Raw genomic sequence first — 26,789 nt, forward strand, 5'->3', positions numbered from 1 at the left:
TGGAGCACCCTTTCAGGATGCCCCGCTGGCCACTCAGGCAACCTTCTTGGCCTTTTCGAACGCTTCGTCGATGGTGCCGACCATGTAGAAGGCCTGCTCCGGCAGGTGATCGCACTCACCGGCGGTGATCATCTTGAAGCCGCGGATGGTTTCCGACAGCGGCACGTACTTGCCGGGCGAACCGGTGAACACTTCGGCGACGTGGAACGGCTGCGACAGGAAACGCTGGATCTTGCGGGCGCGGGCCACGGCCAGCTTGTCTTCAGGAGCCAGTTCGTCCATGCCCAGAATGGCGATGATGTCGCGCAGTTCCTTGTAGCGCTGCAGCGTACCCTGCACGGCGCGGGCGGTTTCATAGTGATCCTGACCCACCACCAGCGGGTCCAGCTGGCGGCTGGTGGAGTCCAGCGGATCCACGGCAGGGTAGATACCCAGCGCAGCGATGTCGCGAGACAGCACCACGGTGGAGTCCAAGTGGGCGAAGGTCGTGGCGGGCGACGGGTCGGTCAAGTCATCGGCAGGCACGTACACGGCCTGGATGGAGGTGATCGAGCCAACCTTGGTCGAGGTGATCCGTTCCTGCAGGCGGCCCATTTCTTCGGCCAGCGTCGGCTGGTAGCCCACGGCGGAAGGCATACGGCCCAGCAGGGCGGACACTTCGGTACCGGCCAGCGTGTAGCGGTAGATGTTGTCCACGAAGAACAGCACGTCACGGCCTTCGTCACGGAAGGACTCGGCGATGGTCAGACCGGTCAGGGCCACGCGCAGACGGTTGCCCGGGGGCTCGTTCATCTGGCCGTAGACCATGGCCACCTTCGACTCGGCCAGGTTCTCCAGGTTCACGACGCCGGAGTCGGCCATCTCGTGATAGAAGTCGTTGCCTTCACGGGTGCGCTCGCCCACACCGGCGAACACCGACAGACCGCTGTGGGCCTTGGCGATGTTGTTGATGAGTTCCATCATGTTCACGGTCTTGCCCACACCGGCACCACCGAACAGACCCACCTTGCCGCCCTTGGCAAACGGGCACACCAGGTCGATCACCTTGATGCCGGTTTCCAGCAGTTCCTGCGAGGGCGACAGCTCGTCATAGGCCGGGGCCTTGCGGTGGATGGACGCGGTCAGCGCCTGGTCCACGGGACCACGCTCGTCAATGGGCGTGCCCAGCACGTCCATGATGCGGCCCAGGGTGGCCTTGCCAACGGGAACCATGATGGGGTTGGCGGTGTTGGTCACCACCATGCCGCGGCGCAGGCCGTCGGACGAACCGAGCGCGATGGTACGGACGATGCCGTCGCCAAGCTGCTGCTGCACTTCGAGGGTCAGCGCGGAGCCTTCCATCTTCAGCGCGTCATAGACGTGCGGCATCTGGTTGCGCGGAAATTCCACGTCCACGACGGCGCCGATGCACTGAACGATCTTGCCTTGTACTTGAGACATGATGGATACCTTCTGTTTTCTCTAGATTCTGTGGAACGTCAAACCGCTGCCGCACCGGCCACGATTTCCGAGAGCTCTTTCGTGATCGCGGCCTGACGGGTCTTGTTGTAGACCAGCTTGAGCTCGCCGATGACGCTACCGGCGTTGTCGGTGGCGGCCTTCATGGCCACCATGCGCGCCGATTGCTCCGAGGCCATGTTTTCAGCCACTGCCTGGTACACCTGTGCTTCGATGTAACGCAGCAGCAGTTCGTCGATGACGGCTGCGGCATCGGGCTCGTACAGGTAGTCCCAGTCACGGCCGCTGGCCTGGTCCTGCAGGCTGCCCGAGCTCAGCGGCAGCAACTGCTCCATCACGGCTTCCTGCTTCATCGTGTTGATGAACTTCGTGTAGCAGAGATACACCGCGTTGACGCGACCTTCGGTATACGCATCCAGCAGCACCTTGACCGGGCCGATCAGTTTGTCGAGGTGAGGGGTGTCACCCAGACCGGTGGCGCTGGAGACGACCTTCGCACCGATGCGGTTGAGGAAGCCCAGACCCTTGTTGCCAATGGCCACGGCTTCGGCGCTCACACCCTTGGATTGCAGATCCTTGAGCTGGTTCGTCAGCGCACGCAGCACGTTGGTGTTCATGCCACCGCACAGACCCTTGTCGGTCGTGACGACGACAAAACCGGCGGTCTTGGCGTCGTTGGGCTTCATGAACGCGTGGGTGTACTCCGGATTGGCCTTGCTCAGGTTGCCGGTGATCTGGCGCACTTTTTCCGCGTAAGGGCGGGCCGCACGCATGCGATCCTGCGCCTTGCGCATCTTGGAGGCGGCCACCATTTCCATGGCTTTGGTGATCTTCTTGGTGTTCTCCACCGATTTGATCTTGCCGCGTATTTCCTTGCCTGCTGCCATTGCTGCTCCTTTATCGGGTCAATGGGCGGTTCAGAACGTGCCGGTTTTCTTGAAGTCGGCGATCGCTGCGGCCAGCTGGGCTTCAGCTTCCTTGTCCTTGTCCAGCGCCTTGCCGGCTTCCATCTTCTGCAGCAGGGCTGCGTGCTTGTCCTTCAGGAAAGCATGCAGACCGGCTTCAAACGACAGCACCTTCTTGACGTCGATGTCGTCCAGGTAGCCCTTGTTCACGGCAAACAGCGTGGAGGCCATCAGGCTGATGGACAGCGGGCTGTACTGCGCCTGCTTGAGCAGTTCGGTCACGCGGGCACCGCGGTCGAGCTGCTTGCGGGTGGCTTCGTCGAGGTCGGAAGCGAACTGCGCGAAGGCGGCCAGTTCACGGTACTGGGCCAGGTCGGTACGGATACCGCCGGACTGCTTCTTGATCAGGTCGGTCTGGGCTGCACCACCCACGCGGGACACGGAGATACCGGCGTTGATGGCGGGGCGGATACCGGCGTTGAACAGGCTGGTTTCCAGGAAGATCTGGCCGTCGGTGATCGAGATCACGTTGGTCGGCACGAAAGCGGACACGTCGCCGGCTTGCGTTTCAATGATCGGCAGCGCGGTCAGCGAACCGGTCTTGCCCTTGACTTCACCCTTGGTGAAGGCTTCGACGTAGTCGGCGTTCACACGGGCAGCGCGCTCCAGCAGACGGCTGTGCAGGTAGAACACGTCGCCGGGGTAGGCTTCGCGGCCTGGGGGACGGCGCAGCAGCAGCGACACCTGACGGTAGGCCACGGCCTGCTTGGACAGGTCGTCGTACACGATCAGGGCGTCTTGGCCGCGGTCGCGGAAGTACTCGCCCATCGTGCAGCCGGAGTAAGCCGACAGGTACTGCATGGCAGCGGATTCAGACGCCGAAGCGGCCACGACGATGGTGTAGTCCATCGCGCCGGCTTGCTCCAGTGCACGCACCACGTTCTTGATCGACGAGGCCTTCTGGCCAATCGCGACGTAAACGCAGGTCATGTTCTGACCCTTCTGGTTGATGATGGCGTCGATGGCCACGGCGGTCTTGCCGGTCTGGCGGTCGCCGATGATCAGCTCGCGCTGGCCACGGCCGACCGGCACCATCGAGTCGATCGACTTCAGACCGGTCTGCACCGGCTGGTCCACCGACTTGCGGGCGATCACGCCCGGGGCAACCTTTTCGATCACATCGGTCATCTTGGCGTTGACCGGGCCCTTGCCGTCGATCGGCTGACCCAGGGCATTCACCACACGGCCGATCAGCTCGGGGCCGACCGGCACCGACAGGATCTGGCCCGTGCACTTGACAGTGTCGCCTTCGGAGATGTGCTCGTACTCACCCAGAATCACGGCGCCGACAGAGTCGCGCTCAAGGTTCAGGGCCAGGCCAAAGGACGGGACGCCGTCCTTGTTGGCCGGGAATTCCAGCATTTCGCCCTGCATCACATCGGAAAGACCGTGCACGCGGCAGATACCGTCGGTCACAGACACCACGGTACCCTGGTTGCGCACATCGCTCGATGCACCCAGGCCCTCGATGCGGGACTTGATCAGTTCGGAGATTTCAGCGGGATTGAGTTGCATGACTCTTTCCTTCTTTCGTTAAATGGGATGAGGGCGCGCTAGGGAGCGGGATACCGACGGTCAGGCCGTCAGCGCCACTTTCATTTGTTCCAGACGGGCTTTGATCGAGGTGTCGAGCACTTCGTCGCCCACGACCACGCGGATGCCACCGATCAGCTCAGGCTGCAGCTCGACCTTGAGGTTGAGCTTGCGGCCAAAACGCTTCTCCAGCACACCGGACAGGTCGGCCAGCGCAACACTGTCGATGTCGAACGCGCTGTACACGACCGCATCGGAACTGCCGAGCTGGGCGTTTTTGAGCACACGGAACTGAGCAGCGATTTCGGGCAGGGCGGCAATGCGGCCGTTGTCGATCACGGTGCGCAGGAAGTTCTGACCCTGGACGGACAGAGCGTTCTTGAGCACACCGCTGATGACGCCGAACACCTGCTCGGGGGACGCCTTGGGGCTGTCTGCGAACTGGCGCAGCTGTTCGTTGGCGGCCACGGCGCCCAGCTCGTCGAGCCAGACGGACGCGGCAGCAACGTCAGCGCCGGAAGCCTTGAACAAGGCCTCGGCGTAGGGACGGGCAATGGTTGCAATTTCAGCCATGATCTACCTGTGGATGCCAGCGGTACGGTGCAGAAAAGTGGACGCGAGGATCAGAGCTCGGCCTTCAAGCGACCAAGCAACTCGGCGTGAACGCCGGCGTTGACTTCGCGCTTGAGGATCTGTTCCGCACCCTTGACGGCCAGTGCAGCCACTTCTTCACGCAGCGATTCGCGCGCCTTGATGACTTGCTGCTCGGCTTCCTGGCGGGCGCTGGCCACGATCTTGGCGGCCTCTTCGGTCGCACGACCCTTGGCCTCTTCGATCAGGGTCTGTGCACGACGCTCGGCATCGGCCAGGCGCGTGGCAGACTCGTTGCGCGATTTGCTCAACTCTTCTTCCACCCGCTTGTTGGCCACGGCCAGTTCGGACTTGGCCTTCTCGGCCGACGCCAGACCTTCGGAAATCTTCAACGCACGCTCGTCGAGAGCCTTGGCGATCGGAGGCCACACGAATTTCATCGTGAACCAGATCAGGATCGCAAAGACGACGGCCTGCGCAAAGAGGGTTGCATTGATATTCATCGCAACGCCTTTCTGTGTGTTGACAAGAGTGGTGACGCAGCTGCCGCAGGACCCACGGAAACAGGAAGAAAGACCGGCGAGACCGCCGGTGTTTCAGGAGCCTGCTGCCGAAAGCGGCAGCAAACCCATTAACCCAGCGTGAAGGGGTTGGCGAACGCGAACAGCAGGGCGATGGCCACGCCGATCAGGAAGGCGGCGTCGATCAGACCAGCCAGCAGGAACATCTTGGTTTGCAGGTCGTTCATCAGCTCAGGCTGACGTGCACCGGATTCGAGGAACTTGCCGCCCATCATGCCGATGCCGACGGAAGCGCCCAGAGCGCCCAGACCGACGATGAGACCGCAAGCCAGTGCGACGAGACCCAGAACGTTTTCCATGATGACTCCTATGAAATGGAAGTGAGGTGAAAAAGAAAGAAAAGAAACTCAGCGCGCGGAAGGCCCGTGCAACTCAGTGAGCGTCATGCGCCTGACCCAGATAAATCAGGGCCAGCATCATGAAGATGAACGCCTGCAGCGTGATCACCAGGATGTGGAAGATGGTCCACACGGTACCGGCGATGATGTGCCCGACGAAGAACAGGCCACCGCTCAGCGAGAAGGCAGCAAAGCCCCCCAGCAGCGCGATCAGCATGAACACGAGTTCACCGGCAAACATGTTGCCGAACAGTCGCATGCCGTGGGACACGGTCTTGGCGACGAATTCGATCATCTGCATGGCGAAGTTGACAACGCCCAGCAGCAGTGCGAACACTGGGTTCTTGCTGGTACCGAACGGTGCGGTCACCAGTTCATGCGTCCAGCCGCCCAGACCCTTGATCTTGAGGTTGTAGAACAGCACCAGCACCAGCACCGACAGGGACAGACCCAGCGTGGTGGAAAGGTCGGCCGTGGGCACCACACGCAGATAGGCATGCTCGGGATCGTGACCGATCGCGGCGTTGTACTTGCCCCAAAGCATGGGCAACAGGTCCAGCGGCAGCATGTCCATGAAGTTCATCATGAAGATCCAGCAGAACACCGCCAGCGCCAGCGGAGCCACCAGCTTGCGGCTGTTGGCGTTGTGAATCACGGACTTGGCCTGGTTGTCGACCATCTCGAACAGGATCTCGACCGCCGCCTGGAAGCGACCCGGCACGCCGGCCGACGCCTTGCTGGCGGCACGCCACAGGAAGAAACACACCAGCGCGCCCAGCAGAACGCTGAAGACCACGGAGTCGATGTTGATGATGGAGAAGTCGACGATCGACTCCTGCTTGTGACCCGACGTGTTGAGGTGGGTCAGGTGATGGCGGATGTACTCGCCCGGGGTCGGTGAATGTCCTTCAGCAGCCATGTTTGTATGTTTCCGTCAACCGTTTGATTCAACGCCGGGCCTGGATCAAAAATCCAAACCAGTACACCTTGAGCACCACCACCAGGCCCGCAACCAGCGCGAGCCAGCTGAGATTCGGAACGATCCTGGGAGCGATCCACAACAGGATCACGGTCAGCAGGATCTTCACACCTTCCCAGAGCACGAAATTCATGAAGACCGTCTCCACCCGCCCCGCCAGACTTCTGGACAGCGCACTGGAGGTCAGCCCCCAAGCCATCAAAGACGTCGGAAAGGCAGCTGCGGCAGCGCCATACAGCAGAGACCAGGCGATCGGGGCCTGACGGGTCACCAGACCCACCAGCACAGCCAGGGAAAAGCCCACCAGCCATTGCACCCTCACCACCCGCCACGGAGTCAACTCCGGCTGACTGGCACGCCACTGCTCCGCTTCTTCACGGGTCAGGGGCTTGAACTCGGGCTCTTGCGCCCCATCTTCCCAAGCATCTGCTGTTGTGGCTGCCGTCTCCGGCAACGCAGCCGGGGCATTGTCGGCATCCATCTTTACAGTCAGGTTACAAAGGTCGCTGGTGGTCGCAAAGCCAGTGATTATACGTATAAACCCACCCCAGACGTCAACCTGCCGGTGGTGGCCGACGCTGCGCCAGATAATCCCTTCCATGCTTTCAGACCTCCCCGACACGCTCTGTTTTCTCAACGGCGATTTCTCGCGCGTGCGGGACGCGAAGGTCAGCGTGCTCGACCGCGGATTCATCTTCGGCGACGGCGTGTACGAGGTACTCCCCGCCTACGGGGGCCGGATCTTCCGGTTCGAGCAGCACATGGACCGGCTCGACCGCTCGCTGGCAGAGACCCGCATCCCGCAGCCTTTGACACGCGCGCGCTGGCTTGAGATTGCGCGTCAGCTGATGCAGTCGCTTGCAGAAGCCACCGGCGCCACCGACCAGCTGGTCTATATACAGATCACCCGCGGCGTGGCCCGTCGCGACCACGTCATGCCCGAGGGGCTGACACCGACGGTGTTCGTCATGACCAGCGAGATGAAGCCCCCATCTGCCACCCAGCGCAGCGACGGTGTCGCCTGTGTCACGGCCGACGATTTCCGCTGGCAGAAGGCCCACATCAAGAGTACCAGTCTGCTGGGCTCGGTGTTCGCCCGCCAGATCAGCGCCGACGCTGGTGCGGTCGAGACCATCATGTTCCGCGACGGCTGGCTCAGTGAGGGCGCGTCCAGCAATGTCTGGGTGGTGCGCGACGGTGTGGTCAGCGGACCACCCAAGGATCATCTGGTGCTCCAGGGCATCCGCTACGACCTGATTCAAGCGCTCTGCGCCGAGACCGGAACCCGCTTCGAGTTGCGTCGCATTGCGCGCGAAGAAGTGCTGGCGGCCGACGAGCTGCTGCTGTCTTCCGCCACCAAGGAAGTGCTGCCCGTCACCCTCCTGGACGACAGCCCGGTCGGCACCGGCCGCCCCGGCCCCATCTATCAACGCCTGTATGCCGCCTACCAGGGCGCCAAGACCCGGCAACTGACCTGAGACTCCGCATGGACCTGAACCGCCCCATCCCGCCGGACCAATCGCTGATCGAATACCCCTGTCACTTCCCGATCAAGGTGATGGGCGCCAACGTGGACGGCTACGTCACGGCCATGACGCACATCGCCAGGTCCTTCGACCCGAGTTTCGACGCCACGTCCATCGAACTGCGCCCCAGCAAGGCCGGCAACTACATGGGCCTGACGCTCACGGTCTACGTGACTAGCCGTGAACAGCTCGACGAACTCTACCGCACGCTGACCACGCACCCGATGGTCAAGGTCGTGCTCTGATGCTCCGGCACGCGCCATGATCTTCCGCCCGCTTGGCCAGGTTGCCTACAAGCCCACCTACGACGCAATGGTCGCGTTCACCGAAGCGCGTACGCCTGAGACGCCCGACGAACTGTGGGTCTGCGAACACCAACCCGTGTTCACCCAAGGGCTGGCCGGCCGCGAAGACCATCTGCTGGCGCCGGGCGACATCCCGGTGATCAAGACCAACCGGGGTGGCCAGGTGACCTACCACGGTCCTGGTCAGGTGGTGGTCTACCCATTGGTCGACCTGCAGCGTGCTGGCTACTTCGTCAAGGAATACGTCTACCGCATCGAGGAGGCGGTAATCCGCACCCTAGGCCACTTCGGCGTGACCGGCCACCGCGTGGCCGGGGCGCCGGGCATCTATGTGCGGCTGGACGACCCGTTCAGCCACGCCATGCTGCCCCAGCGCCCGCAGAAGCGCGAAGAAGGCTCTCCACCCCCGCAACCGGACTTCGCCGGCCTTGGCAAGATCGCTGCGCTGGGCATCAAGGTCAGCCGGCACTGCACCTACCACGGCGTGGCGCTGAACGTGGGCATGGACCTGCAACCCTTCTGGCGCATCAACCCGTGTGGCTATGCCGGCCTGCAGACGGTCGATCTTTCTACAATCGGGGTGGCCGTTTCATGGGATGAAGCGGCACAAGTCCTGAGCGAAAAGCTCGGCGCCACCCTCAGCCCCTGAACTCCAACGCGCCTGCGCGCTCCCGCCATGACCCGCCCCGAAACACCCGCGGCCGACGCCAGCACCACCGTCCGCGAAGCACAGCCGGCCGCCAGCTACGACCCGACGGCCAAGCAGAAAAGCCAGGCCAAGACCGCCCGCATCCCGATCAAGATCGCGCCGGCCGAAGTGCTGAAGAAGCCCGAGTGGATCCGCGTCAAGGCCGGCTCGCCCACCACGCGCTTCTACGAGATCAAGGACGTGCTGCGCAGCAACAAGCTGGTCACCGTGTGCGAGGAAGCCAGCTGCCCGAACATCGGTGAATGCTTCGGCAAAGGCACCGCCACCTTCATGATCATGGGTGACAAGTGCACGCGCCGCTGCCCGTTCTGCGACGTCGGCCACGGTCGCCCGGACCCGCTGGATGCCGACGAACCCGAGAACCTGGCCAAGACGATCGCCCAGCTCAAGCTGAAGTACGTGGTGATCACCAGCGTGGACCGCGACGACCTGCGCGACGGCGGTGCCGGCCACTATGTCAGCTGCATCCAGCGCACCCGCGAACTGTCGCCAGGCACGCAGATCGAGGTGCTGGTGCCCGACTTCCGCGGTCGCGACGAGAAGGCGCTGGACATCCTGGCCGCAGGCTTGCCCGACGTGCTCAACCACAACCTGGAAACCGTGCCGCGCCTGTACAAGGAAGCGCGCCCGGGCTCGGACTACCAGTTCAGCCTGAACCTGCTCAAGAAGTTCAAGCAACGCTTTCCCGGCATCCCGACCAAGAGCGGTCTGATGGTCGGTCTTGGCGAGACGGACGAGGAAATCCTTGAAGTCATGCAGGACATGCGCGCGCACGACATCGACATGCTGACCATCGGCCAGTACCTGGCGCCCAGCGGCCACCACCTGCCGGTGCGCCGGTACGTTCACCCGGACACGTTCAAGATGTTCGAGGCAAAGGCGTACGAAATGGGCTTCACCCACGCGGCCGTGGGCGCCATGGTGCGGTCAAGCTATCACGCCGACCAACAGGCACACGACGTGCTGAACCCCGCCAGCCGGTGAGCTGCTGAGAGAGAGACGCCGACCGGTCCATGCGGGGCCGGTCGCGCTCAGCGTCCCCTAAGCAGAAAACCCAGGCGTCGACGCAGTGAAGCCCGTGGCAATGCCGCGGGAACTGGCGGCGCCGGCGGCACTTCTGGCGCCCGAGCGGGTTCGGGAATTCGTCTGAGGATGGCCTTGAACGAGCCGCCGTCGATCATGGCGCGGGTAGCCTGGATGCCCGCCTTCGCAAAAATCTGGCCGTACTCTTCAGCCGTGAAGATCTGCTCGTTGATCCCCTGCTCGAGATCGGCCTTGAACTCGTTGCTCAGACCCTCGGCCCGGTAGGAGCCGATCGGTTCGCACAGAATCGCCACAAAGCCATCGGGGCGCACCGTCCGCATCAGCTCCTTCAGGCAGGCGGCCGGGTCCAGGAAGTGGTGCAGCGTGGCGAACATGACCGCGCAATCGAACACACCGTCGGCAAACGGCAGCCGATGCGCGTCTGCCGCCACAAACTCGACATTCGGACGGTAGGTGGAGAACCGCAGTGCACCGATCTGCAAGGTCTGCACATCGATGTCGGCACTGACGACCGGGCACGGCAGATCCCAGGTCATCGGATTGCAGCAACCTCCGATTTCGAGCACGCGCTCCAGCGGCCGACCCGACAACGCTGTTTCTTCCTTGAGAAAGACGCGACCGATCTCATGATCGATCTGGTAGTCGTAGGTCCCCGGCAGGCGGTGCAGCGTCAGCCAGTGTGGCGGCACCATGGAGGTCCAGTCCGGCCGGACATCGACCTCCACCGACAACAGCGACCCGCTCGACCACGATCCGTCGGCCAGTTCGAGCCGGACCTCGACGGTATAGGTCCCGGGCTGCGCCGGGGATAGCAGCCACAGGGGAATCGTGATGCCCCGGCCAGCGGAAATGTCCACCGGCAATGTGGTCTTTTCGGCAACTGGATCCACTGCATGGCCCTGCGCATCCAGCAGCCGGTAGGTCAGGTAGGCAGCACTTTCACCGTGACACAGCAGGGTGCGCTGACCGGTGTTGTTCAGGCGCACATTCCAGCTGCGCAGTTCCTGCGGGTGCAGGGTCCTGGGAATCATGTGCGAGGGTATCTCGCACGCCAGAACACCCGTGTCCTGGGTGTCGGCCCGGGGGCGGTAGCCCTCCACTTTCAGGCCGATGCGTTGCAGGTAGAAATTGTTCTCGGCGGTCAGGAGCAGATCCGACAGACGAAAGTTGCGCGCGAAGATGTCGCGAATCCTGGCGCGATTGGACTCCTCGTCGGCGATCATTTCCTGCCGCAGCACCTGGTTCACCAGGTCCTCGGAGAGGGAGAATCCCGACGGTTCGGAGTCCATCCCGTGGATGAGAACCGGCACACCGAGTGACTGCTGGTACTCAGCCCCACAACCCCGGCAACGGTACCCGCCAGTTGTGCCATCCAACTCCGCCCGGCAGGCCGGACAACTCAGAATCCCTGCATCCATGTCTCGCCTTGTGTAGAGCCCACCCGTCGCAACGGGAACGGCACGCATCATACGGCGAGCCTTGACTCAAGCCGGAGGAGCCATCTGGTCCCAGGCAGCCAGTGCTTCGGCGGCATACATCAGCGCCGGACCTCCGCCCATGTACACACAGACCGTCAGCATTTCCTCCAGCTCGGCACGGGTACAGTTCAGCCGGTGCAGGGCTTTCACATGAAAGCCGATGCACCCCGAACAACGCTGCGTGATGCCGATGGCCAGGGCAATCAGTTCCTTGTGCTTGGCGCTGACCGCGCCCTCGGCCATCGAGGCCTTGGCCAACTGGCCGAATCCGGCCATGGCTTCGGGCTGGGACTTGCGCAACGGCCCCAGTTGCTGGTTGATGTTGTGGATCAGGCTGCTGTGGTCGAACGTGCTCATCTGTTGATCTCCAAAATATACCCATGAGAGTATCTTTGAAACCCCGGGTTTTCGCATCTGTCCTGCGTCAAAGGGGCTGCCGGTGAGCGCCAACGCCCTGGCGCTGGGCGCGATTGCGCTCTGGGCTTCGCTGGCCGCGCTGGGCGTCGCCCTGTCCCACGTCCCCCCCTTCCTGCTGACCGGGCTGTCGCTGCTGATGGGCAGCGCCATCGCCCTGCCACTCTCGCGTTTTGACTGGCGCCAATGGAAAGTGCCGGCGAGCACGCTGGCGCTGGGCGTGTACGGCCTGTTCGGCTTCCACTTCCTGCTGTTCATCGCACTGCGCCATGCACCGCCGGTGCAGGCCAATCTGGTGAACTACCTGTGGCCTCTGGGCATCGTGGTGATGGCGCCGCTGTTCCTGCCGGGGGTGTCGCTCACCAAGCGCCACGTGCTGGCGGCGCTGCTGGGGTTCGCCGGCGCGGCGCTGGCCATCCTCGGGCGCGGCGGATCGGCCGAAGTGGTCTGGGCCTGGGGCTACATTCCCGCCGCGGCCTCGGCCTTCATCTGGGCCAGTTACTCACTGCTGACCAAACGCGTGAAACCCTTTCCCACCGCCGCGATCGGCAGTTTTGCGCTGGTCTCCGGTCTGCTCTCGCTGGCCTGCCACGCGCTGCTGGAACCCTCTTCGGCGCTGTCCAACCAGGACTGGCTTCTGATCGCCGTGCTGGGGCTGGGGCCTCTGGGTGGCGCGTTCTTCCTCTGGGACGCGGCTCTCAAGCGCGGCGACGCGCGGCAGATCGGCGTGCTGAGTTTCCTGACACCCCTGCTGTCCACGCTGACGCTGCTGCTGTTACGGGGAGAAATGCCAGGGCTGCCCGTGGTGCTGGCCGCCGCCATGATCATCGGTGCAGCGGTGCTCGCCACGCGCCGCTGACCGGGGCGGGTTCAGTCCGCCATCAACGCGGCAGGGTCTTCGGCCGCCAGGACGCTCTGCGCCCAGGTCGCCAGCTTGCCGGTGTCGCACCGCAGGATCTGCTGCTTGACCGCCAGGATCTGCGACGGGTGCATCGAGAAGCTGCGCAGGCCCAGGCCCAGCAGCAGCCGCGTCATGCCGACGTCGCCCGCCATTTCGCCACAGACGCTCACGCTCCTGCCTTGCGCACGTGCCTGCGCGATGGTGTTGGCCACCAGATGCAGCACGGCCGGGTGCACCGGGTCGTAAAGATGCGCCACCGCTTCGTCGGCGCGATCGATCGCCAGCGTGTACTGGATCAGGTCGTTGGTGCCGATCGAGAGGAAATCGAAATGGCGCAGGAACAGCGGAATCGTCAGCGCTGCCGCCGGCACCTCGATCATGGCTCCCAGACGCACCGGGCCGTGCACCGCGCCCTGCGCGTCGAGCTGTGCGCGGGCCTTGTCGACCAGTGCCAGCGTCTGGCGGATTTCGCTGGCGTGCGCCAGCATCGGGATCAACAGATTGATCGGCCCCAGCGCCGCCGCGCGCAGGATGGCGCGCAGCTGGGCCAGGAACATGGCGGGATCGGCCAGGCTCCAGCGGATCGCTCGCAGCCCCAGTGCCGGGTTCAGGTGGTCTTCGCCGGAACGCACCGGCGTGCGGTCCAGCGGCTTGTCGGCACCGACGTCGACGGTGCGGATTGTGACCGGCAGCCCCTGCATGCCTTCGACCGCGCTGCGGTAGGCCGCGTACTGTTCTTCTTCGTCGGGCAGCTTGCCGTTGCGGCCCATGAACAGGAATTCGGTACGAAACAGACCGACACCCACCGCGCCGGCCTTGAGCGCTCCGACGGCATCCGACGGTTGCTCGATGTTGGCCAGCAGCTCGATCTTCTGGCCGTCGAGCGTGACGGCCGGCGTGTTCTTCAGGCGCGACAGGCGCTCGCGTTCGACCTCGCCCTGGCGCTGCTTGAACCCGTATTCGGCCAGCAGGATCGGCGAGGGATCGACCACCACCACACCGGCGTCGCCGTCGATGATGACCCAGTCGTCCTGGTTGATCAGGTGGCTGGCCGAGCGCGCGCCGACCACCGCGGGAATGTCCATGCTGCGGGCGACGATGGCCGTGTGGCTGGTCTTGCCGCCCACGTCGGTCACGAACCCGGCAAACACGCTCTGCTTGAACTGCAACATGTCGGCCGGCGACAGGTCGTGCGCGATCAGCACCAGCGGCACGTCGACCGACGGGTCAAACAACGCATCCGAATCCCCTGAACCGCTGGTCGCCGAAGCCGGCGCCGCCACCGGCGAGACCACGCCGCGCATCATGCGCAGCATGCGCTCGACCACCTGCTCCAGATCGGCCTTGCGTTCGCGCAGGTACGGGTCTTCCATTTCGTCGAACTGGCGCGCGATCACCTCCAGCTGGGTGGTCAGCGCCCATTCGGCGTTGTAGTGGCGGTCGGTGATCCAGTGCTTGACGCCGCTGGTGAGCTGCTCGTCCTGCAGCAGCATCAGGTGCACGTCCAGCAGTGCGCTCAGCTCGGGATGCGCGTCGTGCGAACCCAATTCGCCCAGACTGGCCTGCACCTTCTCGATCTCTTCGACCACGCCGTTGCGCGCCTGGCGCAAGCGCTCGATCTCCGCTTCGATCTGGTCCGGCTTGACGAAGTAGTGAGCGACGTCCATGCGGCTGGACGCCACGATCACGGCCCGCCCGATGGCAATGCCCCGGGAGACAGCGAGACCGTGAACGGTGAAGCTCATTCGCCTTCGCCGAACTTGTCGTTGATGAGGGCGAGGATGGCGTCCATGGCTGCCTGCTCCTCCGGCCCGTTGGTCTCGATCTCGACCTGGCTGCCCAGCCCGGCCGCCAGCATCATCACGCCCATGATGCTCTTGGCGTTGATGCGCCGGTCGCCCTTGGACATCCACACCTCGCAGTTGTGGCTGCCGGCCAGCTTGGTGAGTTTGGCCGAAGCGCGGGCATGCAGCCCGAGCTTATTGCTGATGGTCACGGTGGTCTTGATCATGTGTCGTTCTTCTCGCCTGATTTTGTGGAGCCGTCACCGCCACCTGGATCACGCCCTGCGTGGCCCCGACCATGGCGCGCGAAACCAGCGCATCCAGCGATTCGTGCCGGTAGGACACCGTGCGCAGCAGCATCGGCAGGTTGACACCTGCGATCAGCTTGGAACGCACGCCGTCGATCAGCTTGTGCGCAACGTTGCAGGGCGTCGCGCCAAACACATCGGTCAGCACCAGCACCTGCGGCGTGTCCAGCTGTTTGACCAGCACACGCGCCTGGGCCAGCGATTCTTCCGGCGGGGCATTGGGCAGGACATCCAGGGCCGACACCGCGTTGGCGCTGTCGGGGAACACATGCAGCACGCAGGACCGGAGGGCCGACGCGAGCGGAGCGTGTGCGACGATGAGGATGCCGTTCATGGCGCGAGTTTATCCCGCGGCTCCGGCGGGCTGGCGCAGATGCGCGCGCAGAAACAGTCCATAGGCGGACACACCGCACAGTCCGAACACCGCGACCGCACCGCGAAAGCGCGCCACCGTGTCCCAGCCCAGCAACGAGAACACGTCGATAAGCCCTCCGATCGCCCACTGAACAGCAAACACGCCGGCAAAAATGACCAGGTTGTAGGCAGACAGCGCGCGCCCCGCTGCGGCCGCCGGCAGCGCCAGCGCCACCGCGGGCTGCGACAGCGAGACAAAGGTGCTGCTCACACAGAAGGCCGCCCACAGGGGCCAGCCCGCCCCCGGCCCCATCCACACGATCGCCGCGAGTGCCACGAAGCTCAGCGGCAAGCCCCAGGCGATCAGCCGCTCGGCGCGGATGCCGTGGCGCGCCAGCCGCGGATTGACCAGCCCCCAGAGCCAGAAGCTCACCAGCATGCACAGATTGACCGCAAACAGCCCACACGCCGCCTGCGATGCCGTGTATCCGGCGACCTGCACCATCCAAGGACCAGCCCACAGCGTCTGCACCGCCACCATGCCGCCGTAGTTGATCAGACCGATCGGCAACATCTGGCGGAAGTAGGGGTGGCGCCAGATCTCGGCATAGCCTGGTACCGGCGTGTGCGTGGCCTCGGCCCGCAGCGGATCGACGCGCCAGTGCGGCACCAGCAGGTACAACCCGACCATGGACAGCAGCACCAGCCCGGCCAGCAGCCAGAACAGCCCGCGCCAGCCGGTCATCGGCATCAGCCACTGCACCGGCAAGGTCGAGGCCACCATGCCCAGCGAACCGGTCATCAGCATCCACGAGTTGGCACGCATCTGCGTCGCGGGCGGCAGCCAGCGGCGGAATCCGGTCAACGGCGCCATCAGGCATGCACTCACGCCCATGCCAGTCAGCACCCGCGCCGCCAGCAAGCCCACGAAGCTGGTGGCCACGGCGAAGGCGGCGCAACCCAGCACCGCAACCCCGAGAAACGCCAGGATCACGCGCCGCGGACCGAAGCGGTCCAGCCAGGTGCCCAGCGGCAACTGGGTCAGCGCAAAGCCAAAGAAGTAGCCGCCGGCCAGCAAGCCGAGATCCCGTGCCTGCAGCGAGAGCTCCGCGCTGAGCACCGGCGAGAGCGTGGCGGTCACCGCACGGATCAGCGCCGACAGAAAGTAGGCCAGGGCAAACACCAGGAACACTGCGACGGCGGTGCGTGGAGACAGTTGGTCGCCAGCTTCGGGCACCACAGCGCCGCTCATGGCGCAGGCAGCTTCAGGCCACCGAAGAAGGCCTCGACCGCTTCCCCGTTGAGGCGCTCGCCGTAGACCGCCGCCTGAAACACCTGGGTGCCGCGCGCGAAATACACGGTGCGGGACAGCACAGCCTGGCCCTGCGGGTCGGTACCCTGGGCCTGTACGCCCTGCGCCTGGGGCGCGCCGGCCACCGTGACCGGCCAGTTCAGCGCAGGATCGTCCGCAGACGCCACCGTCACCCTCAACGTCTGCAGGCTCGCCAGGCGCCAGGCTGTCATCGCCACTGGCACCTGCGCTGCCTGCCCGACATCGGCCCAGGCCAGCGCAAACTTCAGCCCACCCGATTCGCAGCTGTGCATGTGCAGTTCCACCGGTGTGCCCAGCATCGGCACTGCCCGCGAAGCGCTCTCGGGCTTGCAGGGCATCATGGCCTGCAGCGGCGTGCCCTCCACCGGCCAGGCGCGCCAGTTGAAGGTCGGGCTGCAGGCGCCCAGAACCAGCAGCGCCGCCAGGCCGGCGGCGCGAACAGAATGCAGCAACGGTGTCTCCGGAATGCGCGACAGCGTGGTGCCGCCGCGGCGGGCACAATGGCCCGATGAATGCTCTGGATGGTATCCGCATCCTCGAGTTGTCCCGTGTGCTCGCCGGTCCCTGGTGCACGCAGACGCTCGCCGATCTTGGGGCCGATGTGGTCAAGGTTGAGCGCCCGCGCAGCGACGACCACCCCGGCGGTGACGACACCCGCGGCTGGGGACCTCCCTTTCTCAGGGATCGCAACGGCGCCGACTCTGCCGAAGCCGCCTACTACCTGGGCGCCAACTGCAACAAGCGCTCCATCACCTGCGACATCGCCACGCCCGATGGCCAGGCGCTGGTCCGCGAACTGGCGGTGAAGGCCGACGTGTTTGTCGAGAACTACAAGGTCGGGGACATGGCGCGCTACGGGCTCGATTTCGACACCCTGCATTCGCTCAACCCCAGGCTGGTCTACTGCTCCATCACCGGTTTCGGCCAGACCGGTCCGTACAAGGACCGTGCCGGCTACGACTACGCGATCCAGGGCATGGGCGGACTGATGAGCGTGACCGGCGAGCGCGACGACCTGCCCGGCGGCGGGCCGCAAAAGGTCGGCGTCGCGGTGGCCGACCTGTTCACCGGGCTTTACGCCACGGTCGCCATTCAGGCCGCATGCGCCACGCCGAGCGCACCGGCGAAGGCCAGCACATCGACATGGCTCTGCTGGACACACAGGTCGCCATGCTCGCCAACCTCGGCGCCAACTACCTGGTGCGCGGGCGCGAGGCGGCCAAGGTGCCCGACCGCGCCGGCAACGCACACGTCAACATCGTGCCCTACCAGGTGTTCGAGGTCGCTCCCGACTCGGCAGGACAAGCGCAGCACATCATCCTCGCCGTGGGCAACGACAGCCAGTTCGCCAAGTTCTGCGAGGTGGCCGGCCGTGCCGATCTCGTCGCCAGTCCGATCAAGCTCAGCGCCACTCCGGTGCTCAGCCAGCGCCCGCCCCCGCTGCTGGGGGAACACCAGGCTGAGGTGCTGGCGGACTGGCTCGGGCGCTCCTGACCGGAGCGAGATTTGGCCCGCGCGTTGAACTCTCCGACAATAGGTGACTCCTACCGGGATACCCGAGGTCCCATACACCCATGAATAGCCTCCCCATTTCCCGCCGCCGCTCGCTGCTGTCCCTGTCTGCCCTGCTGGGCGTCGCCACATTGGGCCTTGCGGCCTGTGCCGGCGGCGACCAGGCCCCGGCGTCAAAATTTGTCCTGCTGGACGGCTCGACCACCACCACCGAGCAGCTCAAGGGCAAGGTGACCCTGGTCAACTTCTGGGCCACCACCTGCACCACCTGCGTGAAGGAAATGCCCTCGATCGTGGAAACCTACAAGAAATACCAGGGCAAAGGTCTGGAGACCATCGCCGTGGCCATGAGTTATGACCAGCCCGCCTGGGTGGTCAACTACGCGCAGTCCCGCCAGCTGCCGTTCAAGGTGGCACTGGACAACACCGGCGAACTGGCCAAGAACTGGGGCGATGTGAAGCTGACGCCGACCACCTATCTGGTCGACAAACAGGGGCGCATCGTCAAGCGCTTTGTGGGCGAACCCGATTTCCCGGCCCTGCATGCGCTGATTGAAGATCTGCTGGCCAAGGGCTGATCAGCCCCTGTCCCAAGAAAAAAGGGCTGGCACCCGAAGGTGTCCAGCCCTTTTTGTGGAAGAGCGGTCTGCCGAAGTACCTGCTCACTCCTTGCGGAAGGCGTCGTGGCAGGCCTTGCAGGTCTTTGCCGTTTCACCAAACGCTTTCTTTAGGTTGTCCAGATTGCCGGTCTTGGCGGCAGCGTTCAGCTGCGCGGCGGCGGCGACCAGGTCGTCGGAGCTCTTCTTGAATTTGGCACCATCGGTCCAGATTTCTGGCTTGGCGCGGGTCTCACCCTTGTCCGTGCCTGCGCCAAAGGCGGCCCAGGGCAGCTTGCTCATCTCTTCCACGATGGCCGCGTTCTCGGCGGCGATCTTTGCGTCGAACGGGGCCTTGTCGTTGGCCATGGCGCCGATGCGCCCGAAATGGGCGGCCATCACAGTCAGGGCGGCCTTGCGGTACTTCACGGCGTCCTCCGGCTTCTGGAACTGGGCCATGGCCGGCACCGACAGCGTGGACACGACGGCGGCGAGCGTGAGGGAAGCGAGCAATTTCATGTAGGGACTCCTGCGCGAATGGGTTGATTGAGGGGAACCAGTAGCCGTGGCTACCGGTGCCGGAGTTTATGCCGTGGGAAAAAGTTCCGCAGGAACCCTGTTCCGTGTATCGTCTCTATCCGTTTTCAGTGTTTACACCTAGCTTGAACATGCATACCGTCCGTGTCTGGGACCTTCCCACCCGCATCTTTCACTGGGCCCTGGCGGCCTGCGTCGTCTCTCTGGTGATCACCGCCAATGTGGGCGGCAACTGGATGGAATGGCATGGCCGCCTGGGCCTAGCCGTGCTCAGCCTGTTGCTGTTCCGCCTCGTCTGGGGCTTTGTCGGGGGTCACTGGTCCCGCTTCGGCAGTTTCCTGTACGGTCCTTCCACCGTTCTGGCCTATGTGCGCGGTGTGGTCCGGCCGGAGCACAAGGTCGGCCACAACCCGCTGGGCATGCTGTCGGTGCTTGCGCTGCTGAGCCTCCTGCTGCTGCAGGTCAGCACCGGCCTGTTCAGCGACGACGAGATCGCGTTCACCGGCCCGCTCGTGAGCCTGGTATCGGGCGACACCGTGAGCCTCGCCACCAAATACCACAAGTCGATCGGGAAGCTGCTGGTGCTGCTGCTGGTGGTCTTGCACGTGGCGGCCATCGTGTTCTACAAGCTGGTGAAGAAGGACAACCTGATTCGCCCAATGGTGCTGGGCGACAAGCAGGTTGACGTACCCGTACCCAGCGCGACGGACTCTACCAAATCGCGCCTGCTGGCCCTGGTGTTGTGGGCCATGTGTGCTGCGGCGGTCTACGGTCTGGCGGGCCTGGGCCAATCCTCTGGCGGATGACCGGTCAGGTCTGGTTGCGGGGCGCTGTCGTATATTCCTTGGCCGAACCGCTCTTTTGCGCTCCGATGTCCGAACCACGCGCCGCCGCCACCGTTTCACTGATTGAAGTCCGCACCCCGCAGCAGGTGGATGGGATCCGGGCCCTGTTCCTCGAATACCAGGCAAGCCTTGGCATTGATCTCTGCTTCCAGGGCTTCGATCAGGAGCTGAGCAACCTGCCCGGAGACTACATCGCGCCCTCGGGCGGCCTGTTGATGGCCGAGGTGGACGGTTTGTCCGCAGGTTGCTGTGCTTTCAGGCCGATGGTCGCCAGCGACCATCTCGACGCTTGCGAGATGAAGCGCCTGTTTGTGCGACCTGGATTCCGCGGCCTGGGCCTGGGCCGGCAGCTCGTGGATGCCATCGTGCTGGCTGCCCAGCAGGCGGGCTACACCACCATGCTGCTCGACACACTCAGCGACATGGAATCCGCACGCGCGCTCTACCAGGAGGTGGGCTTCGTCGAGACGGAACCCTACTACCACAACCCGTTGGCCGGCGCCCACTATCTCAAGCTCGACCTGCGTTCGCTGGCATCCGGCACCGCATGAAAAAAGGGCGGGTGCCCGATGGCAGCCGCCCTCTTCCTGACGAAATCCAGAAGCGCGTCAAACGCCAGCTTTGGCCTGCGCCAGCAGCGTGGCCGCGTCGCTCACCTCGAACTTGCCAGGGCCTTCGACATTCAGGGTCTTCACCACGCCGTCCTTGACCAGCATGGAGTACCGGTTGCTGCGCAGCCCCAGGCCCTTGCCCGTCAGGTCCAGAGTCAGGCCGGTGGCCTTGGCGAAGGCCGCATCACCATCGCCCAGCATGCGCACCTTGGTTCCGGTCTTCTGGTCACGCGCCCAGGCGCCCATCACGAAGGCATCGTTCACGCTGAGGCACCAGATCTCGTCCACGCCTGCGGCTTTGAGCGCATCGAACTGCTCCACATAGCCTGGCACGTGCTTGGCCGAGCAGGTGGGCGTGAATGCGCCCGGCAGCGCAAATAGCGCAATCGTCTTGCCGCTGCTCGCCTTGGCCGTGTCCACCGGATTGGGGCCGATGCTGCAGCCGTTGCCTTCGACCTCGACGTATTCCATCAGCGTGGTCGCCGGAATCTTCTCGCCAACCTGAATCATGTGTGCTCCTCGGGATGTGATGGCCTGTCGGCCGGAACCGGTGCCAGATGAGAAGGCCCGGAAATGAAAAAAGCGACCGAGAATTTTCGGTCGCTTCCTTGATTCGCGCTGAGACCAGCGTGAACAGGCTTACACCACGGCGGCCTTTTGGACCAGACGGGTGGCAACCCAGTTCTTGGTCTTGGACAGCGGGCGGCTTTCGGTGATCTCGACGATGTCGCCGGCCTTGTACTCACCCTTTTCGTCATGGGCGTGGTACTTGCTCGACTTGGCGACGATCTTGTCGTAGAGCTCGTGCTTGACACGGCGCTCGACGAGCACGGTCACGGTTTTGGCGCGCTTGTCGCTGACGACTTTGCCGATCAGGGTGCGCTTGAGGGATGTTTTGGCTTCCGTCATTTCGTCACTCCTTACTTGGCGGCGGCACGTTGCTTCTCGGCCAAGATGGTCTTGGCACGAGCGATGGCGCGGCGGGTATCGCCCAGCGTGGCGGTGTTGTTGAGTTGTTGCGTGGCCTTCTGCATGCGCAGGCCGAAATGGGCCTTCTGCAGAGACTTCACTTCGGCTTCGAGGCCGGCCACATCCTTCTGGCGCAGTTCAGCAGCTTTCATCTATGTTCTCCTGAATTACTGACCCAGCATGCGCGCCACGAACGTGGTGCGCAGGGGAAGTTTGGCGGCGGCCAGGGCGAAGGCTTCGCGAGCGAGTTGCTCGGGCACGCCAACGATTTCGTACAGCACCTTGCCGGGCTGGATTTCAGCCACGTAGTACTCCACGGAACCCTTGCCGTTGCCCATACGGACTTCGGCAGGCTTCTGGGAAATCGGCTTGTCCGGGAACACGCGGATCCAGATGCGGCCGCCACGCTTGACGTGACGGGAAATCGCACGGCGTGCGGCTTCGATCTGGCGGGCCGTCAGACGGCCGCGGTCGGTGGACTTCAGACCGAAGTCGCCAAAGGCCACGGTGGCGCCACTGGTGGCGACGCCGGTGTTGCGGCCTTTTTGCTCTTTACGGTACTTGCGGCGAGCGGGTTGCAGCATGTTTATTCTCCTTTGCCGTCCGCAGGTGCCCCTGCGGGTGCGTCTTTGCGAACGCGCTTAACGGCGGGTTTGTCGGTGGCCTCGGCGGGCTTGTCGGCACCATCGGCCGGGGCGGCATTGCCGCCGCGACGCACAGCGGCGCGGGCAGCAGGACCGGCCGGACGCTCACGGCGCGGACCGCGGGGACGACGCTCTTCTTCCGGACGCGGGGTTTCCACGGCGGGCAGATCGTTGCGACCCAGGGTGTCACCCTTGTAGACCCAGACCTTGACGCCGATGACGCCGTAAGTGGTCTTGGCTTCCGAGGTGCCGTAGTCGATGTCGGCGCGCAGGGTGTGCAGGGGCACACGGCCTTCGCGATACCACTCGGTACGGGCAATTTCGATACCGTTCAGACGGCCGGCAGACATGATCTTGATGCCCAGGGCACCCAGACGCATGGCGTTCTGCATGGCGCGCTTCATGGCGCGGCGGAACATGATCCGCTTTTCGAGTTGCTGGGTGATCGAATCGGCGATCAGCTTGGCATCGATTTCGGGCTTGCGCACTTCTTCGATGTTCACAGCGACCGGCACGCCGAGCTTGGCGGCCAGATCCTTCTTCAGCTTCTCGATGTCCTCACCCTTCTTGCCGATCACCACACCCGGACGTGCCGAGTAGATGGTGATGCGGGCGTTCTTGGCGGGGCGCTCGATCACGACGCGCGAAACGGCGGCGTTCTTCAGCTTGCCCTTGAGGTATTCGCGCACCTTGATGTCTTCGGCCAGCATGCCGGCGAAGTCACGGTTGCTGGCGTACCAGCGGCTGGCCCAGTTGCGGGAAACTGCGAGGCGGAACCCGGTGGGGTTGATTTTCTGTCCCATATGTCCTCTGACCTCTTCAGTTGCCAACCGTCACGTAGATGTGACACGTGGGTTTGCTGATGCGGTTGCCGCGGCCTTTGGCGCGGGCCGAGAAACGCTTGAGCGTGGCGCCTTGTTCGACGTAGATCGTTTTCACGAACAGTTCGTCGATGTCGGCGCCATCGTTGTGTTCAGCGTTGGCGATGGCGGAGTCAAGCGCTTTCTTGACGATGCCGGCGGCCTTCTTCTGCGTGAACGCCAGGATGTTCAGAGCCTGGTCGACTTTCTTGCCGCGAATCAGGTCGGCCACGAGACGGCCTTTGTCCACCGACAGGCGCACGCCGCGAACGACGGAGCGGGTTTCTGTGCTCATGGTTGGTCCTTACTTCTTGGCTTTCTTGTCGGCCGGGTGGCCCTTGAACGTGCGCGTCAGCGAAAACTCGCCGAGCTTGTGTCCCACCATCTGGTCGGTGATGTAGACAGGCACGTGCTGCTTGCCGTTGTGCACGGCGATCGTCAGACCGATGAACTCGGGCAGGATCATGGAGCGGCGCGACCAGGTCTTGACCGGCTTCTTGTCCTTGGTGGCCACTGCCTTTTCAACCTTGGCCATCAGGTGATGGTCAATGAAGGGGCCTTTTTTGAGAGAACGAGTCATTTCATCAACCCCTTACTTCTTACGACGCGAGACGATCATCGACTGCGTGCGGCGGTTGTTGCGGGTGCGGTAACCCTTGGTCAGGTTGCCCCACGGATCCACCGGAGCGCGGCCTTCGCCGGTCTTGCCTTCACCACCACCGTGCGGGTGGTCGATCGGGTTCATCGCGGTACCACGCACGGTCGGGCGGATGCCCATGTGGCGCTTGATACCAGCCTTGCCGATCTGGCGCAGGCTGTGTTCGGTGTTGGAAACTTCACCGATGGTGGCGCGGCAATCCACGTGGATCTTGCGCACTTCACCCGAGCGCATGCGCACCTGGGCGTAGATGCCTTCGCGGGCCAGCAGCACAGCCGAGGCGCCAGCGGAACGGGCGATTTGCGCGCCCTTGCCGACTTGCAGCTCGATGCAGTGGATGGTCGAACCCACGGGGATGTTGCGGATCGGCAGGGTGTTGCCCACGCGGATCGGCGACTCGGAACCGGACAGCAGGGTGGCACCGACTTCAACGCCACGGGGGGCGATGATGTAGCGGCGCTCGCCATCGGCGTAGCACAGCAGCGCGATGTGCGCCGTCCGGTTCGGGTCGTACTCGATGCGTTCGACCTTGGCCGGGATGTTGTCCTTGTTGCGACGGAAGTCGACCACGCGGTAGTGGTGCTTGGCACCGCCGCCCTTGTGGCGAACCGTGATGTGGCCGTTGTTGTTGCGGCCGGACTTCTGGTGCTGGGGTTCCAGCAGCGGCGCGAAGCCATCACCCTTGTGCAGGTGTTCGCGCGTGACCTTCACCATGCCGCGACGGCCTGGCGAAGTCGGTTTCATCTTGATCACTGCCATGATTAGGCCTCCCCACCGAAGTTGAGTTCCTGACCCTCGGCCAGCGTGACGTAAGCCTTGCGCACATGGTCGCGGCGGCCAACGGTCTTGCCGAAGCGCTTGGTCTTGCCCTTCTGGTTGAGCACGGACACACCCTTGACCTGGACCTTGAACATCAGTTCAACGGCGGCCTTGATCTCGGGCTTGGTGGCGTCCTGCAGCACCTTGAACAGCACAGCGTTGGACTGCTCGGCGGCTTGGGTGGCCTTTTCCGACACGATCGGTGCCACGAGCACCTGCATCAGACGGCCTTCGTCGTATTTCGTGACGCTCATGCGAACATCTCCTTGAGCTGGTCGATGGCACCCTTGGTGACCAGGACCTTCTTGTAGTGCACCAGCGACACCGGATCGGCGTAACGCGGCTCGACCACGAGCACGTTGGCCAGATTGCGCGAAGCCAGGTACAGGTTCTCGTCGACTTCCTCGGCGATCACCAGCACGTTGCTCAGGTTCATGGCCTTGAACTTGTCAGCCAGCTGCTTGGTCTTGGGCGAGTCCACCTTGATGGAGTCGACCACGGCCAGGCGGCCTTCACGAACCAGCTGCGAGAAGATGGAGGCCATGCCGGCGCGGTACATCTTCTTGTTGAGCTTCTGGGTGAAGTTTTCGTCCGGGCTGTTCGGGAAGATGCGACCGCCCCCGCGCCACAGCGGCGAGGAAGTCATACCAGCACGCGCGTTACCGGTGCCCTTTTGCTTGAACGGCTTCTTGGTCGAGTGCTTGACCTGCTCACGGTCCTTCTGGGCACGCGTACCTTGACGGGCGTTGGCCTGATAAGCCACCACGAGCTGGTGGATCAGGGATTCGTTGTAGTCGCGACCGAAGACGGTCTCGGGCACGTCCAGCTTGGACGCGGCCTGACCTTGGTCGTTCAGGAGTTCAACTTGCATCAGTTAGCTCCCTTCTTGGCCTTGACGGCAGGACGGACGGTCAGGAAACCGCCGTTGGCACCAGGCACGGCACCACGGATCATCAGCAGCTGACGGGATTCGTCAACGCGGAAGATGTCGAGGTTCTGGATGGTTTTGGTCTGATCGCCCATGTGGCCGGTCATCTTCTTGCCCGGGAACACGCGACCCGGATCCTGGGCCATGGAGATCGAGCCCGGCACGTTGTGCGAACGGCTGTTGCCGTGCGACGCGCGTTGCGAGCTGAAGTTGTGGCGCTTGATGGTGCCGGCGAAGCCTTTACCGATCGAAGTGCCCTGCACGTCGACCTTCTGGCCGGCGGCAAAGATGGCGTTGGCAGCAACGGTAGCGCCCGGCTGGTACTGGGCAGCCACGTCGGCAGCAACGCGGAATTCCTGGATGATTTCACCCGCTTCGACACCGGCCTTGGCCAGGTGGCCCGCGATGGGCTTGGTGACGCGGGAGGCGCGACGCTGGCCAAAGGTGACCTGCAGCGCGTCGTAGCCATCGTTGGCTTGGGTTTTGACTTGCGTCACGCGGTTGTTCGACACATCGACCACCGTGACAGGCACTGCGTCCCCGTCATCGGTGAACAGACGCATCATGCCCACCTTGCGACCCAACAACCCGAGGGAGTTGCTAAGACTCATTGTTTTCTCCGTTCCCGACTGCAATTGGCCGGGGCTGATGTTTGACCCGACCACCCAAGGGCGATCAGGACGGGAATGCGACCCTGAACATTTTCATGAACCGGACCGACAAACGAAAATTTCGGGCCAAGAGCCCGAAAAGCCCGCCAGTATAACCGGCGGGCTTGTTCATTGCAAGCCCGGGCGCTCACCCAGGCCTGCCGCAAGATCACTGCAGCTTGATTTCGACGTCCACGCCGGCCGGCAGGTCCAGCTTCATCAACGCGTCGACCGTCTTGTCGGTCGGATCGACGATGTCCATCAGACGCTGGTGCGTGCGGATTTCGAGCTGGTCGCGCGAGGTCTTGTTGACGTGCGGCGAGCGCAGGATGTCGAAGCGCTTCATGCGGGTCGGCAGGGGCACGGGGCCCTTGACGATCGCGCCGGTGCGCTTGGCGGTGTCAACGATTTCGGCGGCCGAGGTGTCGATCAGCTTGTAATCGAACGCCTTCAGGCGGATGCGGATCTTTTGCTTGGAAGACATGTGTGTGCTCCTTAGGCAATGATCTTGGCAACCACGCCGGCGCCGACGGTACGACCGCCTTCACGGATGGCGAAG

The 26,789-nt window shown here is 63.8% G+C and carries 36 protein-coding genes and 2 pseudogenes; 9 read left to right on the top strand and 29 right to left on the bottom strand.

The genetic code is table 11. The features are described 5' to 3' along the window. Nucleotides 1–33 precede the first annotated feature (33 nt). The 8 genes from atpD to ACLIJ1_RS15190 form a co-directional block, all read right to left on the bottom strand. On the bottom strand, nucleotides 34–1,440 hold the full coding sequence (atpD, locus tag ACLIJ1_RS15155) for a F0F1 ATP synthase subunit beta (RefSeq protein ID WP_411366366.1): 1,407 nt from the start codon (nucleotides 1,438–1,440) through the stop codon (nucleotides 34–36). A gap of 38 nt (nucleotides 1,441–1,478) precedes the next feature. Further along, nucleotides 1,479–2,345, bottom strand: coding sequence for a F0F1 ATP synthase subunit gamma (gene atpG / locus ACLIJ1_RS15160; RefSeq protein ID WP_411366367.1), 867 nt, complete (start codon nucleotides 2,343–2,345; stop codon nucleotides 1,479–1,481). 30 nt (nucleotides 2,346–2,375) lie between these two features. Continuing rightward, nucleotides 2,376–3,938 (bottom strand): F0F1 ATP synthase subunit alpha, encoded by a 1,563-nt coding sequence (gene atpA, locus ACLIJ1_RS15165; RefSeq protein ID WP_411366368.1) that lies wholly within the window; start codon nucleotides 3,936–3,938, stop codon nucleotides 2,376–2,378. A 60-nt stretch (nucleotides 3,939–3,998) separates the two neighbouring features. After that, nucleotides 3,999–4,529, bottom strand: coding sequence for a F0F1 ATP synthase subunit delta (locus tag ACLIJ1_RS15170; protein ID WP_411366369.1), 531 nt, complete (start codon nucleotides 4,527–4,529; stop codon nucleotides 3,999–4,001). 50 nt (nucleotides 4,530–4,579) lie between these two features. Next, on the bottom strand, nucleotides 4,580–5,050 hold the full coding sequence (locus ACLIJ1_RS15175) for a F0F1 ATP synthase subunit B (RefSeq protein ID WP_411366370.1): 471 nt from the start codon (nucleotides 5,048–5,050) through the stop codon (nucleotides 4,580–4,582). 128 nt (nucleotides 5,051–5,178) lie between these two features. Further along, a complete protein-coding gene (gene atpE, locus ACLIJ1_RS15180) occupies nucleotides 5,179–5,427 on the bottom strand; it encodes a F0F1 ATP synthase subunit C (RefSeq protein ID WP_374407998.1) in 249 nt (82 codons plus the stop codon). 73 nt (nucleotides 5,428–5,500) lie between these two features. Then, entirely contained in the window at nucleotides 5,501–6,385 is an 885-nt protein-coding gene (atpB, locus tag ACLIJ1_RS15185) for a F0F1 ATP synthase subunit A (protein WP_411366371.1), read from the bottom strand. 28 nt (nucleotides 6,386–6,413) lie between these two features. Further along, nucleotides 6,414–6,926: an ATP synthase subunit I gene (locus tag ACLIJ1_RS15190; RefSeq protein ID WP_411366372.1), complete on the bottom strand. Its 513-nt coding sequence runs from the start codon at nucleotides 6,924–6,926 to the stop codon at nucleotides 6,414–6,416. Nucleotides 6,927–7,044: 118 nt separating this feature from the next. Between ACLIJ1_RS15190 and ACLIJ1_RS15195 the strand changes: the two genes are divergently transcribed. Genes ACLIJ1_RS15195 through lipA form a run of 4 tightly spaced genes read left to right on the top strand, consistent with a single transcriptional unit; the run spans nucleotide 7,045 to nucleotide 9,969 of the window. After that, on the top strand, nucleotides 7,045–7,923 hold the full coding sequence (locus ACLIJ1_RS15195) for a D-amino acid aminotransferase (RefSeq protein WP_411366373.1): 879 nt from the start codon (nucleotides 7,045–7,047) through the stop codon (nucleotides 7,921–7,923). Between the two features lie 8 nt (nucleotides 7,924–7,931). Beyond that, nucleotides 7,932–8,216, top strand: coding sequence for a DUF493 family protein (locus tag ACLIJ1_RS15200; protein WP_411366374.1), 285 nt, complete (start codon nucleotides 7,932–7,934; stop codon nucleotides 8,214–8,216). Nucleotides 8,217–8,232: 16 nt separating this feature from the next. After that, on the top strand, nucleotides 8,233–8,925 hold the full coding sequence (gene lipB / locus ACLIJ1_RS15205) for a lipoyl(octanoyl) transferase LipB (RefSeq protein WP_411366375.1): 693 nt from the start codon (nucleotides 8,233–8,235) through the stop codon (nucleotides 8,923–8,925). Nucleotides 8,926–8,952: 27 nt separating this feature from the next. After that, a complete protein-coding gene (gene lipA, locus ACLIJ1_RS15210; RefSeq protein WP_411366376.1) occupies nucleotides 8,953–9,969 on the top strand; it encodes a lipoyl synthase in 1,017 nt (338 codons plus the stop codon). A 47-nt stretch (nucleotides 9,970–10,016) separates the two neighbouring features. Here the strand turns inward: lipA and ACLIJ1_RS15215 are convergent, their stop codons facing one another. Beyond that, nucleotides 10,017–11,318 (bottom strand): class I SAM-dependent methyltransferase, encoded by a 1,302-nt coding sequence (locus tag ACLIJ1_RS15215; RefSeq protein ID WP_411366377.1) that lies wholly within the window; start codon nucleotides 11,316–11,318, stop codon nucleotides 10,017–10,019. A 195-nt stretch (nucleotides 11,319–11,513) separates the two neighbouring features. Next, nucleotides 11,514–11,864: a carboxymuconolactone decarboxylase family protein gene (locus ACLIJ1_RS15220; protein WP_411366378.1), complete on the bottom strand. Its 351-nt coding sequence runs from the start codon at nucleotides 11,862–11,864 to the stop codon at nucleotides 11,514–11,516. 82 nt (nucleotides 11,865–11,946) lie between these two features. Here ACLIJ1_RS15220 and ACLIJ1_RS15225 point away from each other — a divergent pair, with 82 nt between their 5' ends. After that, nucleotides 11,947–12,780, top strand: coding sequence for a DMT family transporter (locus ACLIJ1_RS15225; RefSeq protein ID WP_411366379.1), 834 nt, complete (start codon nucleotides 11,947–11,949; stop codon nucleotides 12,778–12,780). 11 nt (nucleotides 12,781–12,791) lie between these two features. On the opposite strand, the gene ptsP is transcribed toward ACLIJ1_RS15225, so the two are convergent. From ptsP to ACLIJ1_RS15250, 5 genes are read right to left on the bottom strand one after another with little or no spacing between them, the layout of a single operon-like run. Next, nucleotides 12,792–14,567, bottom strand: coding sequence for a phosphoenolpyruvate--protein phosphotransferase (ptsP, locus tag ACLIJ1_RS15230; protein WP_411366380.1), 1,776 nt, complete (start codon nucleotides 14,565–14,567; stop codon nucleotides 12,792–12,794). Beyond that, a complete protein-coding gene (locus ACLIJ1_RS15235) occupies nucleotides 14,564–14,833 on the bottom strand; it encodes an HPr family phosphocarrier protein (protein ID WP_411366381.1) in 270 nt (89 codons plus the stop codon). The genes ptsP and ACLIJ1_RS15235 overlap by 4 nt, the downstream gene beginning before the upstream one ends. Further along, the gene (locus ACLIJ1_RS15240; RefSeq protein ID WP_411366382.1) at nucleotides 14,802–15,248 is read right to left on the bottom strand and encodes a PTS sugar transporter subunit IIA; all 447 of its coding nucleotides are present in this window, start codon (nucleotides 15,246–15,248) and stop codon (nucleotides 14,802–14,804) included. Before ACLIJ1_RS15240 ends, ACLIJ1_RS15235 begins: the two co-directional genes overlap by 32 nt. Nucleotides 15,249–15,257: 9 nt before the next feature. Beyond that, nucleotides 15,258–16,520: an MFS transporter gene (locus tag ACLIJ1_RS15245; protein ID WP_411366383.1), complete on the bottom strand. Its 1,263-nt coding sequence runs from the start codon at nucleotides 16,518–16,520 to the stop codon at nucleotides 15,258–15,260. Beyond that, complete coding sequence (locus ACLIJ1_RS15250; RefSeq protein ID WP_411366384.1) at nucleotides 16,517–17,053, bottom strand: hypothetical protein; 537 nt, start codon at nucleotides 17,051–17,053, stop codon at nucleotides 16,517–16,519. The genes ACLIJ1_RS15245 and ACLIJ1_RS15250 overlap by 4 nt, the downstream gene beginning before the upstream one ends. Before the next feature lie 56 nt (nucleotides 17,054–17,109). Between ACLIJ1_RS15250 and ACLIJ1_RS15255 the strand changes: the two are divergent. Together ACLIJ1_RS15255 and ACLIJ1_RS15260 are read left to right on the top strand one after the other, a co-directional pair. Further along, nucleotides 17,110–18,095 (top strand): annotated as a pseudogene (locus ACLIJ1_RS15255) (CaiB/BaiF CoA transferase family protein). Between the two features lie 80 nt (nucleotides 18,096–18,175). After that, a complete protein-coding gene (locus ACLIJ1_RS15260; protein WP_411366385.1) occupies nucleotides 18,176–18,691 on the top strand; it encodes a TlpA family protein disulfide reductase in 516 nt (171 codons plus the stop codon). Nucleotides 18,692–18,775: 84 nt separating this feature from the next. Here ACLIJ1_RS15260 and ACLIJ1_RS15265 read toward each other — a convergent pair whose 3' ends face one another. Beyond that, nucleotides 18,776–19,228, bottom strand: coding sequence for a c-type cytochrome (locus ACLIJ1_RS15265; RefSeq protein WP_411366386.1), 453 nt, complete (start codon nucleotides 19,226–19,228; stop codon nucleotides 18,776–18,778). Nucleotides 19,229–19,377: 149 nt separating this feature from the next. On the opposite strand from ACLIJ1_RS15265, the gene ACLIJ1_RS15270 reads away from it, so the two are divergent. Together ACLIJ1_RS15270 and ACLIJ1_RS15275 are read left to right on the top strand one after the other, a co-directional pair. After that, nucleotides 19,378–20,052 (top strand): cytochrome b/b6 domain-containing protein, encoded by a 675-nt coding sequence (locus ACLIJ1_RS15270; RefSeq protein WP_411366387.1) that lies wholly within the window; start codon nucleotides 19,378–19,380, stop codon nucleotides 20,050–20,052. 65 nt (nucleotides 20,053–20,117) lie between these two features. Next, a complete protein-coding gene (locus ACLIJ1_RS15275; protein ID WP_411366409.1) occupies nucleotides 20,118–20,642 on the top strand; it encodes a GNAT family N-acetyltransferase in 525 nt (174 codons plus the stop codon). 57 nt (nucleotides 20,643–20,699) lie between these two features. On the opposite strand, the gene ACLIJ1_RS15280 is transcribed toward ACLIJ1_RS15275, so the two are convergent. The 13 genes and pseudogenes from ACLIJ1_RS15280 to ACLIJ1_RS15340 form a co-directional block, all read right to left on the bottom strand. Continuing rightward, nucleotides 20,700–21,212, bottom strand: coding sequence for a peroxiredoxin (locus tag ACLIJ1_RS15280; protein ID WP_411366388.1), 513 nt, complete (start codon nucleotides 21,210–21,212; stop codon nucleotides 20,700–20,702). 129 nt (nucleotides 21,213–21,341) lie between these two features. After that, a complete protein-coding gene (gene rpsQ / locus ACLIJ1_RS15285) occupies nucleotides 21,342–21,611 on the bottom strand; it encodes a 30S ribosomal protein S17 (RefSeq protein WP_411366389.1) in 270 nt (89 codons plus the stop codon). Between the two features lie 11 nt (nucleotides 21,612–21,622). Next, nucleotides 21,623–21,823 (bottom strand): 50S ribosomal protein L29, encoded by a 201-nt coding sequence (gene rpmC, locus ACLIJ1_RS15290; protein ID WP_308331124.1) that lies wholly within the window; start codon nucleotides 21,821–21,823, stop codon nucleotides 21,623–21,625. Between the two features lie 15 nt (nucleotides 21,824–21,838). Beyond that, nucleotides 21,839–22,255, bottom strand: a complete 417-nt coding sequence (rplP, locus tag ACLIJ1_RS15295) for a 50S ribosomal protein L16 (protein ID WP_066157696.1) — start codon at nucleotides 22,253–22,255, stop codon at nucleotides 21,839–21,841. Nucleotides 22,256–22,257: 2 nt separating this feature from the next. Further along, nucleotides 22,258–23,118: a 30S ribosomal protein S3 gene (rpsC, locus tag ACLIJ1_RS15300; protein WP_382174890.1), complete on the bottom strand. Its 861-nt coding sequence runs from the start codon at nucleotides 23,116–23,118 to the stop codon at nucleotides 22,258–22,260. A gap of 16 nt (nucleotides 23,119–23,134) precedes the next feature. Beyond that, on the bottom strand, nucleotides 23,135–23,470 hold the full coding sequence (gene rplV / locus ACLIJ1_RS15305; RefSeq protein WP_411366390.1) for a 50S ribosomal protein L22: 336 nt from the start codon (nucleotides 23,468–23,470) through the stop codon (nucleotides 23,135–23,137). Nucleotides 23,471–23,479: 9 nt separating this feature from the next. Next, nucleotides 23,480–23,755, bottom strand: a complete 276-nt coding sequence (gene rpsS / locus ACLIJ1_RS15310; protein WP_411366391.1) for a 30S ribosomal protein S19 — start codon at nucleotides 23,753–23,755, stop codon at nucleotides 23,480–23,482. Nucleotides 23,756–23,767: 12 nt separating this feature from the next. Further along, on the bottom strand, nucleotides 23,768–24,592 hold the full coding sequence (rplB, locus tag ACLIJ1_RS15315) for a 50S ribosomal protein L2 (protein ID WP_066261951.1): 825 nt from the start codon (nucleotides 24,590–24,592) through the stop codon (nucleotides 23,768–23,770). Between the two features lie 2 nt (nucleotides 24,593–24,594). Then, nucleotides 24,595–24,906 (bottom strand): 50S ribosomal protein L23, encoded by a 312-nt coding sequence (rplW, locus tag ACLIJ1_RS15320; protein ID WP_066157709.1) that lies wholly within the window; start codon nucleotides 24,904–24,906, stop codon nucleotides 24,595–24,597. Further along, complete coding sequence (gene rplD / locus ACLIJ1_RS15325; RefSeq protein ID WP_411366392.1) at nucleotides 24,903–25,523, bottom strand: 50S ribosomal protein L4; 621 nt, start codon at nucleotides 25,521–25,523, stop codon at nucleotides 24,903–24,905. The genes rplW and rplD overlap by 4 nt, the downstream gene beginning before the upstream one ends. Continuing rightward, entirely contained in the window at nucleotides 25,523–26,191 is a 669-nt protein-coding gene (rplC, locus tag ACLIJ1_RS15330) for a 50S ribosomal protein L3 (protein WP_411366393.1), read from the bottom strand. Before rplC ends, rplD begins: the two co-directional genes overlap by 1 nt. A 208-nt stretch (nucleotides 26,192–26,399) precedes the next feature. Next, the gene (rpsJ, locus tag ACLIJ1_RS15335; protein ID WP_068174613.1) at nucleotides 26,400–26,714 is read right to left on the bottom strand and encodes a 30S ribosomal protein S10; all 315 of its coding nucleotides are present in this window, start codon (nucleotides 26,712–26,714) and stop codon (nucleotides 26,400–26,402) included. 11 nt (nucleotides 26,715–26,725) lie between these two features. Then, nucleotides 26,726–26,789, bottom strand: a pseudogene (locus ACLIJ1_RS15340) (elongation factor Tu); the annotation flags it as partial.

The sequence above is a fragment of the Hydrogenophaga sp. RWCD_12 genome, assembly GCF_046604225.1.
In the GTDB taxonomy this organism is placed as follows: domain Bacteria; phylum Pseudomonadota; class Gammaproteobacteria; order Burkholderiales; family Burkholderiaceae_C; genus Hydrogenophaga.